The following is a 12,830-nucleotide window of genomic DNA, read 5'->3' as shown; positions in this document are numbered from 1 at the left end:
GCCAATTCTATCCAAGACCCGTGGCTGGCTCAATGGGCAAGCGTGGAATTCGCGCTCCCGCCCCCCAACCCGGCGTTAAGTCTCGTCGAGATAGCGGCTGGCGGCCGTGAACGCCCGCGCCAACTCGAGCGCTTCGTCGCGTTCCATGTGGATGACGACGCCGCGGTCGAACAGCTCCACGGTGATCGTCTGGTGGGTCGTCTCCTCGGAGATCGCGACCGTATCGCTCTGGTAGATCTCTTGGAAGATGTGCTCGTGGGGCTCGTCAGCCACGGGGACAACCTCTCGTCGGGTGCGCGCGCCGCGCCGCTCGCAGTCTACCCCTTGACCCTCGCACCCATATGAGGCGAGTGCCGGGTTAGTCTTTGGTCGTCCCCGCGAAGGGAGGCTGTTGCAAAGTCCGGTAGGGGCGGGTCTCAGACCCGCCCGACGCCAAGCATCCGTCGCACCTCCAGATTCGACCGGACTGGATTCCGGCTTCCGCCGGAATGACGGAGGGGTTACCGACTAGTCTGGGAAGGCGGGAATCCATCCCCGCGTGTCAACCGAGAGATGGAGAGCGTCCGGCGCGTGTGTGGCGCCCGGGAACCAGATGGGTGCAGGCTTCGTAGTTGTTGACAGACGGCGGCGCCGGTCGTCGCTGGGGAATCGAGGTCCCACGCATGCCCGTCACCAGTGACGACGACCTGCGCGAAGTCATCGAGCACAGCCACCGCATCGCCGTCGTCGGACTTTCCAGCAATTCCGCGCGCCCGAGCAACGGCGTGGCGCTGTTCCTCAAGGCCAGAGGCTTCGACATCGTGCCCGTCAATCCCAACGAAACCGTCGTGCTCGGGGCGGATGCGGTCGCGGACCTCGGGCAGATCGACGGTCCGGTGGACATGGTGAATGTGTTCCGGCGGCCCGAATACTGTGCGGACATTGCGCGGGCGGCGGTCGAGATTGGGGCCGGCGCGCTCTGGCTCCAGCAGGGCATTCGCAATGACGAGGCGATGGCGATTGCCGAGGCCGGAGGCTTGAAGGCCGTGCAGGACCGCTGCTTGCGCGTCGAGTTCCAGCGGCTGCTGCGCCGGCGCTGAAGCCGGCGGTTCGGGCCGCCTCCGCGTAGAGACCATCGAAAAGGTGATCGACGTGCCACGCCCCGGATCACCCTCACCCTAACCCTCTCCCATCAAGAGGGAGAGGGAACCGGTCTCCGCCGTCGAGACGCCCTTCGCAGAATCGGGTAGGGGCGGGTCTCAGACCCGCCCGACGCCAAGCATCCGTCGCGCCTCTAGATTCGACCGGACTGGATTCCGGCCTCCGCCGGAATGACGGAGGGGTTAGCGACTGGTCTCCACGTAGGGGATCGTTTCCGGTCCTCGTGGCAGCACGCACACCCGGCCCTCGCCGCCGGCCAGCTCTTCCACTCGCTCGGCGATGTCTGGGCACGGCTCGCAGAACGCCTCGCGCACCGCCGCATCGTCCAGGCCTTCGGCGTGCAGGTGCACCGTGGCCCGGTCCAAGACGCGCGCGAAGATCTGGTTCTGCCACTGGTCCACTTGGTGATGCCCCGGCGCCACGATGCTCGCCAGCATGTCGGACGGAGACTCGTGGTCACGCAGCATGTGCACGAACGCTCCGTGGCCGGCCCCCTCCCGGCACTCCGCCGCGCACACCACGTGGCCGCCGTCGCGCACCACCTGGGCGCCCGCGTCCATGCCCTTGACCGCCTGATACAGGTTGAGGTCGAGCGGAAACCCGCTATTCGTGGTCACCACCACGTCGTAGGGCTCATCCACGCCGCGCATCACTTCGCGGGCCAGCGCCTGGCACCCGGCATCGTGCGCCGGTTCCAACGCCCCCGCGTAGATGCCGGTGATTTGACGCGCCGGATTGACCGTCACGTTGAGCGCGAACTCGCACCCGGCCAGGCGTGCTGCCTCGCGCTGCTCGCGATGGATGGGGTTGCCGGCCAGTTGGCCCCAGCGCGCCATCGGGTCGCCGATGAGCGTGGCGTCGTGGTTGCTCATGATGCTTTTGGCGGCGGCCACGCCCGGCAGCACCAGCTTGGCGCCGCCGCTGAACCCGGCGAAGAAATGCGGCTCGATGAGCCCCGCCGTGATGCGCACGTCCGCGTCCAGATAGGCGCGATTGATCGCCACCGGGCGTCCCGACGACGTGCGCCCGATTGATCGGCATGAGTCCTCGGCCTCTGCGTCGTGATTGCGGACCGCATAGGCCGACGCGATATCGGCCCCGAGCATGCCTTCGATCTCCGCGGGCGTGCACGGCCGGTGCAGGCCCGTGGCGATTAGCAGCGTGATCCGATCCGGCGGCACGTGCGCCAGCTCGTGCAGCAGCGCCCGGACCATGGCGCGGTTGGGCGCGGGGCGGGTGACGTCGCACATGACGATCACGACCTGATCGCCCGGCGCCGCGAGCTCACGCAGCGGACGGGATTCGATCGGGTGGCGCAGCGCCGTACGCAGCGACTCGCGCGAGTCTTCCAGCGGTTCACCGCCCGTTGGCTCGATCACGTCAACCGGGCGCCCAAAGTCCACCGGCAAGCCGGTGGTTCCGTAGGCCAGGGTCACGCGCACTGTCGATCCTCCGCCAAATGTCGGGAGATTGTAAGCACCGCTTGACCGATGCCCATTCGCGATTGTGTTAACATAATATCCCCGTGGGGGATAGCCTGCGGCGGGGCGATCGCGGGCCCTCGGACCACCGCCTCGAGATGCCCCCATTTTGCTGAAAGCGGTGCGATGGACGCCACGATCGAGGACTTCGTCGAACACCTGCGCATCGAGCGTGGGCTGTCGGCGAACACGCTGTCCGCGTATCGCAGCGATCTCAACCAGTTTCGCGAGTACATGGCTCGCGCCGAGCGCGGCTCGTGGAGCGTCCCTCCGGCGTTCGTGCGCCAGTTTATGAACGAGTTGGTGCAACGCGAATACGAACCCTCATCGCAGGCGCGCAAGCTGGCGGCGCTCAAATCCCTGTACCGCTATCTGCTGAGCTCGGGCGTGGTGAGCAGTGATCCCACGGCGGGACTCGATGGGGCGCGGGTCAAGAAGCGCCTGCCGCAGACGCTCAGCCGGGCTCAGGTCGAGCGTGTGCTGCAAGAAGCGGCCCGCGGCCGTGAACCGGACAACCTGCGCGACCGCGCCATGCTCGAGGCGCTGTACGCCACCGGCATGCGCGTCTCCGAGCTGGCGGCGCTCGACCTTGCCGACGTGGACCAGGCCGAGGAAACGATCACCCTGGCGCGCAACGGCGCCGGCGAACGCCGCGTGCCGCTCCGCGGCCGCGCCCTGGCTGCGGTCGAGGACTATCTCGCGGCCGGCCGCGCCAGACTCAAGCCCAGCGCCGACGAACCGGCGCTCTTTCTCAATCACCGCGGCGCCCGGCTCACGCGCCAGGGCTTCTGGCTCATCGTCAAGACGTATGCCCGGCGTGCTGGAATCAAGGCCCACATCACGCCCCACACGCTGCGGCATTCGTTTGCCGAGCATCGGCTGCGGGCGGACGGCAACGTGCGGCAGGTCCAGCGGATGCTCGGGCACGCCAGTCTGGCCACGACCCAGATCTATGCGGAGTTGGCGGCCGCCCGGCACGACGACCATGAGGCTGTGGCGGACGCCGGCTAACGCCGGTCCTTGTCGACGGCTTTGGTGGGAATTACCGCGAGCGCCGACGCTCGCAGTCGCTAGACTCGGATGAAGGTCCGCGCCATCGGGTCCCGCATGCTGGAACTCCAGTCCCATCGTGCAGCGCGTGATCCCGCATGAAAGCGGTGGTCATGGCCGGCGGCGAAGGCTCCCGCCTTCGACCGCTCACCCTCGAGCGGCCCAAGCCCATGATCACCCTGGGCCACGCCCCGGCCATTGAGCACATCCTGCGCCTGCTCAAGCATCACGGCATCACCGACATCGTCATCTCGCTCCACTACCTCGGGTCGGTCATCGAGGACTACTTCAGGACCGGGGAGGAGCTCGGCGTCAACATCACCTACACGCACGAGGACCGACCGCTTGGGACTGCCGGAAGCGTCGCGCTTGCCCGCGACGTGCTGGACGAGCCGTTCCTGGTGATCTCCGGCGACGCGCTGACCGATGTCGATCTCTCCGCCTTCGCGAGCTTTTTCACCGAGCGGTCCGCGCAGGCTGCCTTGCTGCTCTATCGCGTGGAGAATCCCCTCGAGTACGGCGTGGTCATCACCGACGACGACGGCCGGGTGCGGCAATTCCAGGAAAAGCCCTCCTGGGGCGAGGTGCTCAGCGACACCGTCAACACGGGTATCTACGCGCTGCATCCGTCGGCGCTCGACGACATTCCGCCCGGGCGCGAGGTGGATTTCAGCCTCGACGTATTCCCGGCCATGCTGCGGCGCGGCGAGGCCGTCTACGGCTACGTGGCCGACGGGTATTGGACCGACGTCGGCATGCTGGACGCCTACCGGCAGGCCAATGCCGATCTGGTCAGCGGCCGGGTGCGGGTTCCGAGCGCGCCCGGCTATAGCGCGACGCGCCCCACCATCGACCCCACGGCCCGCGTGGATCCCTCGGCCCTGATCGAGGGCGCGGTCTACGTTGGCCGGGAGGCCGAGGTTCGCGCCGGCGCCCTCGTGCGCGGCCCCGCGATGGTCGGCGACCGCACGCTGGTGGACGAGCGGGCCGAGGTGCACGAATCCACCGTGCTGAGTAACGCCTACATCGGCGTCGGCGCCAATCTCGATCGTTGCGTCATCGGGCGCCACTGCCGTCTCGGCCGAGCCGCTGCCGTCGGGCAGGGCGCGGTGGTCGGCGACGGGACCACGCTCGGGGCCGAAGTCAACGTGCGGGCCGGCATCAGCGTCTGGCCGCGAAAGTTCGTGGAAGACCGTGTGGTGATTGACCGCAATCTGGTCCACGGCAGTCGGGCGCGTCGCACGATCTTCGTGCACGGCGGAGTGGCCGGGTTGGCCAATGTCGAGCTCACCCCGGAGTTCGCGGCGCGGCTCGGGTCTGCCTGGGGCTCGGCGCTGGCCCCCGGATCGACCGTGGCCGCCAACCGCGACGAGACGCGGCCCGCGCGAATGTTCAAGCGGGCGCTCATGGCCGGCCTGGCCTCGGTCGGTGTCCGAACCGTCGACATCGGCGCCATGCCGTTTCCCGTGGCGCGCTTCGCCACCCAGCAATTCGACGCCGCCGGCTGCATCCACATTCGGCGCTCGCCCTATGACCCGGATGCCATTGACGTTCGTTTTTTGGACGAGCGCGGCATCGACATTCGCCCGAGCGACGAGCGCAAGATCGAAACCACCTTCAGCCGTGAGGACTTTCGCCGCGTCGGCGCCGCCGAGATTGCCGAGATCACCTTGGCCGATCCGGCGAGCGACTACGGGGATGCGCTGCTGAGCGAGATTCCGCAACCGCTCGAACGGACGCTGGGACTGGTCGTGGACTACATGGGCGGCGCCTGCGGCGAAGTTCTGCCGCCGCTGCTCGCGAGGTTGGGGGTGCGCGAGACGGCCATCGACGCCTCGTCAAGCAGCGCGTCCCTGCCCACGCCCGCCGATATCGAGGCGCGGCGCGCCCGTCTGGGGCGCATCGTGCCGGCCGTCGGGGCGGCGTTCGGGGCCCTTATCGATGCGGATGGCAACCGCGTCTGGATCACGGACGAGCGCGGCCGGGCGCTGGACGCGCTCGAGGCGGCCGGTCTGGTGGTGGCGGTGCTGCGCGAGGCCGGGCTTGCGGGCACGGTCGCGCTCCCGGTCACGGTGCCGGATAGCGTGTTCAACCACGCCGCGGATCTGGGGTTTGCGCCCCACCGCACGCCCACGAACGCCGCCGCGATGATGCGCGCGGCGATGCAGCGCGACGCCGTGCTCACCATCAACGGCCGCGACGCCTTCGGCTTCCCGTCGCTGCACGCCGGACCCGACCCCATGGCGACGGTCGTCCGCCTCGTGGCCGGGCTGGCCGGCGCGGAGCGGCCGGTAAGCGCCTATGTGGCGGCGCTGCCGGCATTCACCGTCGCCCGTCGCGAGATTCGCGTGGACTGGGAGCGCCGCGGGGCCGTCATGCGGCGCCTCAACAGCCACAGCCGGCGCCGCGACGAGGGCCCGCTGGACGGCGTGGTCATCGGCGCCCCCGGCGAGCGCGCGGTCGTCGTTCCGGATGTCGACGAGCCGGCGTTTCGCATTCTGGCCGAAGCCGGCACGCAAGCCCTGGCGGAGACGCTGGCCGATGAGATCGGCTCGTTCGTCGCACGCGCGGCGCGCAATGGCGCGGACGCTCGCCCGGCATGACCAGCGCGGCGACGACGGCGACCGGCTTGCGACGGGTGGGTGAGCAGGCGCTGGGCATCACCTGGGCCGACGGCGCCGAGTCAACCTTGCCCTTGCGCGAAATCCGCCTGGCCTGCGGTTGCGCGGTGTGCGTCAACGAGGTCACGGGCGCGCCGCAGCTCGATCCGGACACGGTCCCGGCCGACATCGGCGCGGTGCGCATCGCGCCGGTTGGCCACTACGCCCTCACCTTCACCTGGACGGACGGCCACGCCACGGGCATCTATCCCTGGGAGAGCTTGCGAGCCTTGGCCGACGGCTTTGGCGCCACGCAGGAGGGTGACGCCTAGTCGGCTGGCGGCGCGTTCCGAGCGGCCTTTGCAATCGCGTCCGACAACATCCGCGCCAGCTCCGGATTCCTCGTGGCGAGGGCTTGGCGAGTTGCTTGCAGCGCCAATCGTCGCCGCGCGGAATCCCCGGCCTGTCCCAAGCTGGCCGCCGCTGCCGAAAGGTCGCGCGTGACGGCCGCCGCCAACGGGATCGCCAGAGCGGCCGTAGCCGCCGGATCGGCGCAAAGATCGGCCAGCTGCATGACGCGGCCGGCGCAGGCGGGTCTCTCCCGTGCCAATGGCGTGAGCAGATGCGGGCCGACCATTCGAAGGGATGGGTTTGGCGACGCGAGCAACGCCGCGGCCAGGGTCAGCGTGGTTTCACTGCCATCAGCCTCTTCGCCCAGGGCCTCGGCGATGGCGCGACCAAGGTGTGTCGCCGCCTGGGGGCTGATCGCTTCGGTTCCGGGGCTCCGAAACTCGGGCGCACCCGCCGACCGGCCAATCTCGTCCAGGGCTTCGCGTGCGCAGCCGATCGCCCAGGCGCGGGCCGCAGTCCGGCCGCACACGCGGAGCGCCTGCAGCGCCTCCCGATCGATTCGCACCGAAATCCGGCGACCGACTAAACGAGCGCCGCGTACTCGCCGGCCATCGCGTCCAGCCCCACGTGCGGCACGCGCGACCCCTGGCCGGCCATCCCAAACGCCTCCATGCGCGCCAGGCACACCTGCTTCATCGCGTCGCGCGCCGGCCCCAGGTACTTGCGCGGATCGAACTCGCTCGGGTCCTCGTGAAACACCTGGCGAATAGCGCCCGTGATGGCCATGCGGTTGTCGGTGTCCACGTTGATCTTGCGCACGCCGTGGCGAATGCCCTCCTGAATCTCGGCAATCGGCACGCCATACGTCTGCCGCATCTCGCCGCCGTTGGCATTGATCACATCCTGCAAGTGCTGCGGCACCGACGAGCTGCCGTGCATGACGAGGTGCGTGTTCGGCAAGCGGCGATGGATTTCGCGAATCCGATCCATCACCAGCACACCCGCGTCGGGTTTTCGGCTGAACTTGTAGGCCCCGTGACTCGTGCCGATAGCCACGGCCAGCGCGTCCACGCCCGTCGCGGCCACGAAGTCCTCGGCCTGTGCGGGATCGGTCAGCAACTGCTCCCGATCGATCGGTCCCTCCGCCCCGTGCCCGTCTTCCTGGTCGCCCATGCCGGTCTCCAGGCTTCCCAGCACGCCCAGTTCGCCCTCGACGGTCACGCCCTTCGCGTGGGCCAGCCTCACGACCTCGCGCGTCACGGCCACGTTGTACTCGTACGAAGCCGGCGTCTTGCCGTCTGCCTCCAGCGACCCATCCATCATCACGCTCGTGAATCCGTGCTCGATCGCGCTGGCGCAGGTCGCGGGGCTATTGCCGTGGTCCTGGTGCATGGCGATCGGCACCTGCGGATAGAGCTCCGCGGCCGCCAGCATCAGGTGCCGCAGATAGAGGTCGTTGGTGTACTCACGGGCCCCGCGGCTGGCCTGGATGATCACCGGCGCGTCGGCCTCGTCGGCCGCCTCCATGATGGCCTGGATCTGCTCCATGAAGTTCACGTTGAAGGCCGCGACCCCATAGTTGTTGGCGGCCGCGTGATCGAGCAGCACGCGCATGGGCAGCAGCGCCATCGGACCGTCTCCTCTCTCGCCCGTCGCAACGACCCGCCGGCCGGCTGCCGGCTGTGACGTTCGACCAAGAATACGCCGCGCTCGTCATGGCTTGGGGGTAATCCGCGGCCGCGAGTGCGGTAGCATGCCCCGCACCGCTCCCGCAACGTGATGCCGTGGCCCAGTCGAGGAACAAGCGACCCGTGCTCCTTGGTCCCAGCGGCCAGCCGCTGCCGGCCGCGCCCTCTCCGCCGCCGGAGCCTCCGCCCGCCGCGGAGCCGCCGGCCCCCGCGGAGTCCGAGTCGCCTCCGGCTGCCGAGGCGCAGGCGGCCGATGCTCCACCGGCGACCACCGAACCCCAGAAGGACGCCGAAGCTCGCACCCAGCCCTCGCCGCCGTATCAGGTGCGTGTGGCGCTCGACGTCGATCCGCGGCACGTGCCGGCCACCCTGGTGGTATTGCTGCCCTTCGATCCCACCGAGGCCTACCGCACCCGCGTCGAAGCGGCGCGCGACCAGTTCTTCAAGTCGCGTGACACCCTCATCGCCTCCGCCGAGGCCAGCATTCGGGCGCAGGGCGTGAACGTGAGCGGTCCACGCCGCGCCGCTGCCAGCATGATCGAGCGCCAGTTCATGGCCCAGCTGTGGGACTCCGCGTTTGGCGCGGTGTCCGGCGCGCAGGTGGGGTTGGTTTTCGCCGCCGCGCTGTCCGGCGGCGAGCAAGCCATCGGCACCATGCTCATGTCGCCGTTCGACGGCGGGCGCATGTGGGTCACCACACGCGCCACCCTGCTGGGAGATCGATTCGGCGCGTGGGCCATGCCGGTTCAGAAGCGCGACCCAATGCCCGCCACCGCGATTCTCAACCGAGATGCCCTCGCACCGTTGCGGATGAACTTCGCCCGCATCCGGGTCTAGGCCAAGCCCGTCAGTTGACGCCGGAATCCAACCTGGGACAAACTGACTCAGCAGTCAGTTTTGGTGATCGGCCGTTGCAACTTCGCCTGCCTGGGGCCCGTCGCGGAACCAAGCGAGACGCCACGCGGCGCGCGCTGCTCGAATCCGCCCTCAACGTCTTTGGCGAAAAGGGCTATCACCGCGCCGCGGTTGACGAAATCGTTACCCGCGCCGGACGTTCCAAGGGCACGGCCTATTTTCATTTCCCCAGTAAAGAGGCCATCTTCCGCGCGTTGGTCCGGGAGCTGGCGTCCTATCTGGTCGAGCGCGTGGATCGGGAGCTTGTCGACGAGCCCACCGCCATCCACCGGCTCGACGCCGCCCTGCTATCGGTCATCGACATTTTCACCAAGCACCGCACGCTGGCGCGCGTCACGCTGGTCGAGGTCGCGGGCGCCGGCCGCGCCTTCAGCGACGATCTGCTCTTCGTCCGGCAGCAGTTCGCCGCCTTGATTCGCCGGCACCTGGATGCCGCTGTCGCCGAGGGCACCCTCGAACCCTGCGACACCGATCTCATCGCCACCGCCTGGTTCGGAGCCATCAGCGAAATCGTCGTCCGCTGGCTGCACGATCCCGACCATGGGCCGCTGCACATGACCTATCCGGCGCTGCGGCACTTGCTGCTGCAGAGCGTGGGCATCGACATCAACCAGCTCCCGGCCGACAGGACTCCGGCCCATGCCTGAGGCGGTCACCGCTCCCGACATGCGCTTCCGCGACGCCGCGCTGGAGCCCATCTGGGACAGCGTCCGCGAAGGACGTCGCCTCAGCGCGGCCGACGGGCTCCGCTGCCTCCAGACGCCGGACATCGTCGGCCTGGGACGAATGGCCGATTGGGCGGCCCGCCGGCGCTCCGACGATCGCGTGTACTTCACGCTCAACGTCCACATCAATCCGACGAATATCTGCGTGCTGTCGTGCAAGTTCTGCGACTTCGCCGCCAAGCGCGGCGACGACCACGCCTACGAGTACTCGATCTCGGAGATCCTGGGCCAGATTCCGCCGGACGTGCACGAGGTGCATATCGTCGGCGGCCACCATCCCGACATCCCGTTCGCGTGGTACGAGGACCTGCTGCGCGCGATCAAGGACGAGCGGCCCACCGTCCAGATCAAGGCGTTCACGGCCGCCGAGGTCGACTACTTTCACAAACGGTTCAAGCTGTCGGACGCCGAGGTGCTCGAGCGCATGATTGCCGCGGGCGTCAGCTCGATGCCCGGCGGCGGGGCGGAGGTATTTTCCGAGCGGGTGCGCCGCGAGCTATTCCGCGGCAAGGCGGGGGCCGACCGCTGGATCGAGATCCACCACCTGGCCCACCGCATGGGCCTGCACTCCAACGCCACGATGCTCTACGGCCACATCGAGACGCACGAGGAGCGCATCCACCACTTCATCCGCCTGCGGGAAGCTCAGGACGTGACCGGTGGGTTTCTGTGTTTCATCCCCCTCGAGTATCAGCTCGGCACCACGAATCTCGTGCCACGTCACGCCAGCGCCATCGACGATCTGCGCATGATCGCCACCGCCCGGCTGATGCTCGACAACTTCCCGCATATCAAGGCCTACTGGGTGATGACGGGCGAAGAAACCGCCTCGATCGGCCTAAACTTCGGCGCCGACGACCTGGACGGCACCATCGGCACCGAGCGCATCGCGCACGCGGCGCTGGCCGACAGCCCGGTCGGCGTCGCCCGCACGCGGCTGGTAGGGCTCATTCGCTCGGCCGGCAAGGTGCCGGTGGAGCGCAACGCCACCTACACCGTCATGCGCACCCATGCTGCCTAGCCTCGGGCGCATTCCCTATCTGAACACCGAGCCGTTCTTCGGCGATGATCCGGTGCGCGTCGAGGCGCGCACGGCGACGCCCCGGGGCATGATCGATCTGGTGCGCGGCGGTCAGGTCGACGTGGCCCCGCTGCCGATCGTCGCCTCGTTCGACCATCCCGACCTGTTCGTGCCGGTGGGCGACATGGGCATCGCCACCCAGGCCGACGCCAAGTCCGTGCTCCTCTTCTCCCAAGTGCCGCCAGCCGACTTGGGCGGCCGGCCGATTGGCGTCATCGACGACACGGCCACGTCAGCCCGGCTGCTGAGCGTGCTGTTGCAGCGCTACTACGCCGTTGGCGGCTACCGGCTGGTGCCGTTGGATGTCGCGGCCGACGCCGTCTTGCTCATCGGCGACCGCGCGCTGCTGCAATCGCCGCATGATCCCCGCTATCCCCACGTCACCGACCTGGCGGCGGCATGGCACGAATGGACCGGTTTGCCCTTCGTATTTGCCGCCTGGATGCAGCGTGCAGGCGTGGCGCCCGCGAACGCCGCGGCGGCGGTGGACTACCTGGATCGCCAGCTCACCATCAACCTTGAAGATCTGGGGGCGCTGGCCGCGCGGCGCCCCGACTGCGGGCTCGACGCGGCGGCGGTTCGCCGCTACCTCCAGACGTTTGAGTACCGCTTTGGACCGCGCGCCTGGTCGGCCGTCGACCGCTTTCGGGAGCTCGATGCCCAGGTGAGCGTCCAGCACGATGCCGCATGATTCGCACGATTGAAGCCAAGGTGCGGGAGGGCCAACGGCTCTCGACCGCCGACGCGTCCTATCTGCTCGGCGACGCGCCGCTCATGGACCTGGGGGCGCTGGCCAACGAGGTCAGGTTCGAGCGTCATCCCGACTCCGTCGTCACCTACGTGGTCGACACCAATCTCAACTACACCAACCTCTGCGACGCCTACTGCTCGTTTTGCGCCTTCTACCGACCGCACACCAGCACCGCGCCCGATGCCTACACGCACACCGTCGACGAGATGCTGGAGCGCATGGCGGCGGCGGTCGAGATGGGTTGCACGACCGTGCTCATGCAGGGCGGCCTGAACCCCGAGCTTCCGTTCGACTACTACACGGACATGGTGCGCGCCACGCGGGAGCGGTTTCCCGGCCTCACGCCCCACTTCTGGTCGGCGCCCGAGGTCTACGAGATGGCCATGGTCTCGGGACTGAGCTACGACGAGGTCATGGCCGCGCTATTCGCGGCCGGCCAGCGCACGTTTCCGGGCGGTGGCGCGGAGGTGCTCACCAACCGCGTCCGCGACGTCATCAGCCCGCTCAAGATGGACGCCGACGAGTGGATCGCGGTGCATCGCGCCGCGCACCTCGCCGGTGTGCGCAGCACCGCCACGATGATGTATGGGCATGTGGAAACCGACGATGACCTGGTGGAGCACCTCTCGCGCGTGCGGGACCTGCAGGACGAGACGGATGGGTTCACGGCCTTCATTCCCTGGAGCTTCGCCCCCGGCGGGACGCCGCTGGGACGCAAACTCAAGGGCAAGCGGGCGTCGGCCAATCGCTACCTGCGCATCCTGGCCGCGTCACGGCTGTTTCTGGACAACGTGGACCATGTGGACGCGTCGTGGTTCAGCGAGGGCAAGAAGGTCGGGCAGGTGGCGCTCCACTTCGGGGCGGACGACTTCGGCGGCACATTGTTCGAGGAAAACGTGATGCAAGAAGCCGGGCACTACGCCCGCACCAGCATTGCCGAGACCCAAACCATGATCCGCGAAGCCGGATTCGTCCCGGCCCAGCGCAACAGCTTCTACGAGATCCTGCGCACCTTCGACGAGACGCCCAACGGCGCATGACCGGCAGC

At 68.5% G+C, this 12,830-nt stretch carries 13 protein-coding genes; 9 read left to right on the top strand and 4 right to left on the bottom strand.

The window, feature by feature from the left end:
* Window positions 1–75 precede the first annotated feature (75 nt).
* Window positions 76–273, bottom strand: coding sequence for a hypothetical protein (locus tag OXG33_02710; GenBank protein MCY4112837.1), 198 nt, complete (start codon window positions 271–273; stop codon window positions 76–78).
* 389 nt (window positions 274–662) lie between these two features.
* Between OXG33_02710 and OXG33_02705 the strand changes: the two genes are divergently transcribed.
* Window positions 663–1,079, top strand: a complete 417-nt coding sequence (locus OXG33_02705; protein ID MCY4112836.1) for a CoA-binding protein — start codon at window positions 663–665, stop codon at window positions 1,077–1,079.
* A 243-nt stretch (window positions 1,080–1,322) separates the two neighbouring features.
* On the opposite strand, the gene larA is transcribed toward OXG33_02705, so the two are convergent.
* Complete coding sequence (gene larA / locus OXG33_02700) at window positions 1,323–2,576, bottom strand: nickel-dependent lactate racemase (protein ID MCY4112835.1); 1,254 nt, start codon at window positions 2,574–2,576, stop codon at window positions 1,323–1,325.
* Between the two features lie 171 nt (window positions 2,577–2,747).
* Between larA and OXG33_02695 the strand changes: the two genes are divergently transcribed.
* The 3 genes from OXG33_02695 (at window position 2,748) to OXG33_02685 (ending at window position 6,603) form a co-directional block, all read left to right on the top strand.
* Window positions 2,748–3,632 carry a tyrosine recombinase gene (locus tag OXG33_02695; protein ID MCY4112834.1) on the top strand — a complete coding sequence of 295 codons (885 nt, stop codon included), beginning with the start codon at window positions 2,748–2,750 and terminating at the stop codon, window positions 3,630–3,632.
* A 137-nt stretch (window positions 3,633–3,769) separates the two neighbouring features.
* Window positions 3,770–6,274: a sugar phosphate nucleotidyltransferase gene (locus OXG33_02690; GenBank protein ID MCY4112833.1), complete on the top strand. Its 2,505-nt coding sequence runs from the start codon at window positions 3,770–3,772 to the stop codon at window positions 6,272–6,274.
* Window positions 6,271–6,603: a DUF971 domain-containing protein gene (locus OXG33_02685; protein ID MCY4112832.1), complete on the top strand. Its 333-nt coding sequence runs from the start codon at window positions 6,271–6,273 to the stop codon at window positions 6,601–6,603. The genes OXG33_02690 and OXG33_02685 overlap by 4 nt, the downstream gene beginning before the upstream one ends.
* Here the strand turns inward: OXG33_02685 and OXG33_02680 are convergent.
* Both OXG33_02680 and fba read right to left on the bottom strand, forming a co-directional pair.
* Entirely contained in the window at window positions 6,600–7,187 is a 588-nt protein-coding gene (locus OXG33_02680; GenBank protein MCY4112831.1) for a hypothetical protein, read from the bottom strand. The two genes, OXG33_02685 and OXG33_02680, sit on opposite strands and share 4 nt — an antisense overlap.
* Window positions 7,188–7,204: 17 nt before the next feature.
* Complete coding sequence (fba, locus tag OXG33_02675; GenBank protein MCY4112830.1) at window positions 7,205–8,251, bottom strand: fructose-bisphosphate aldolase class II; 1,047 nt, start codon at window positions 8,249–8,251, stop codon at window positions 7,205–7,207.
* A gap of 182 nt (window positions 8,252–8,433) precedes the next feature.
* On the opposite strand from fba, the gene OXG33_02670 reads away from it, so the two are divergent.
* From OXG33_02670 to mqnC, 5 genes are all read left to right on the top strand, one after another.
* Window positions 8,434–9,147 (top strand): hypothetical protein, encoded by a 714-nt coding sequence (locus tag OXG33_02670; GenBank protein ID MCY4112829.1) that lies wholly within the window; start codon window positions 8,434–8,436, stop codon window positions 9,145–9,147.
* A 74-nt stretch (window positions 9,148–9,221) separates the two neighbouring features.
* Complete coding sequence (locus tag OXG33_02665; GenBank protein MCY4112828.1) at window positions 9,222–9,872, top strand: TetR/AcrR family transcriptional regulator; 651 nt, start codon at window positions 9,222–9,224, stop codon at window positions 9,870–9,872.
* Window positions 9,865–10,971: an aminofutalosine synthase MqnE gene (gene mqnE, locus OXG33_02660; GenBank protein MCY4112827.1), complete on the top strand. Its 1,107-nt coding sequence runs from the start codon at window positions 9,865–9,867 to the stop codon at window positions 10,969–10,971. The genes OXG33_02665 and mqnE overlap by 8 nt, the downstream gene beginning before the upstream one ends.
* A complete protein-coding gene (locus OXG33_02655) occupies window positions 10,961–11,722 on the top strand; it encodes a menaquinone biosynthesis protein (GenBank protein MCY4112826.1) in 762 nt (253 codons plus the stop codon). Before mqnE ends, OXG33_02655 begins: the two co-directional genes overlap by 11 nt.
* Window positions 11,719–12,822: a dehypoxanthine futalosine cyclase gene (gene mqnC, locus OXG33_02650; GenBank protein MCY4112825.1), complete on the top strand. Its 1,104-nt coding sequence runs from the start codon at window positions 11,719–11,721 to the stop codon at window positions 12,820–12,822. Before OXG33_02655 ends, mqnC begins: the two co-directional genes overlap by 4 nt.
* Window positions 12,823–12,830 lie beyond the last annotated feature (8 nt).

It is taken from the genome of Chloroflexota bacterium (genome assembly GCA_026708035.1).
Lineage (GTDB): Bacteria > Chloroflexota > UBA11872 > UBA11872 > UBA11872 > JAJECS01.
Note: the sequence above shows the minus strand (reverse complement) of the source record. Positions and strands in the feature narration are given on the sequence as shown.

Coding starts and splice junctions, on each gene's coding strand:
- OXG33_02695 (MCY4112834.1), top strand. CDS start 2,748: ATGGACGCCACGATCGAGGACTTCGTCGAACACCTGCGCATCGAGCGT.
- OXG33_02655 (MCY4112826.1), top strand. CDS start 10,961: ATGCTGCCTAGCCTCGGGCGCATTCCCTATCTGAACACCGAGCCGTTC.
- mqnE (MCY4112827.1), top strand. CDS start 9,865: ATGCCTGAGGCGGTCACCGCTCCCGACATGCGCTTCCGCGACGCCGCG.
- OXG33_02690 (MCY4112833.1), top strand. CDS start 3,770: ATGAAAGCGGTGGTCATGGCCGGCGGCGAAGGCTCCCGCCTTCGACCG.
- OXG33_02705 (MCY4112836.1), top strand. CDS start 663: ATGCCCGTCACCAGTGACGACGACCTGCGCGAAGTCATCGAGCACAGC.
- fba (MCY4112830.1), bottom strand. CDS start 8,251: ATGGCGCTGCTGCCCATGCGCGTGCTGCTCGATCACGCGGCCGCCAAC.
- mqnC (MCY4112825.1), top strand. CDS start 11,719: ATGATTCGCACGATTGAAGCCAAGGTGCGGGAGGGCCAACGGCTCTCG.
- OXG33_02685 (MCY4112832.1), top strand. CDS start 6,271: ATGACCAGCGCGGCGACGACGGCGACCGGCTTGCGACGGGTGGGTGAG.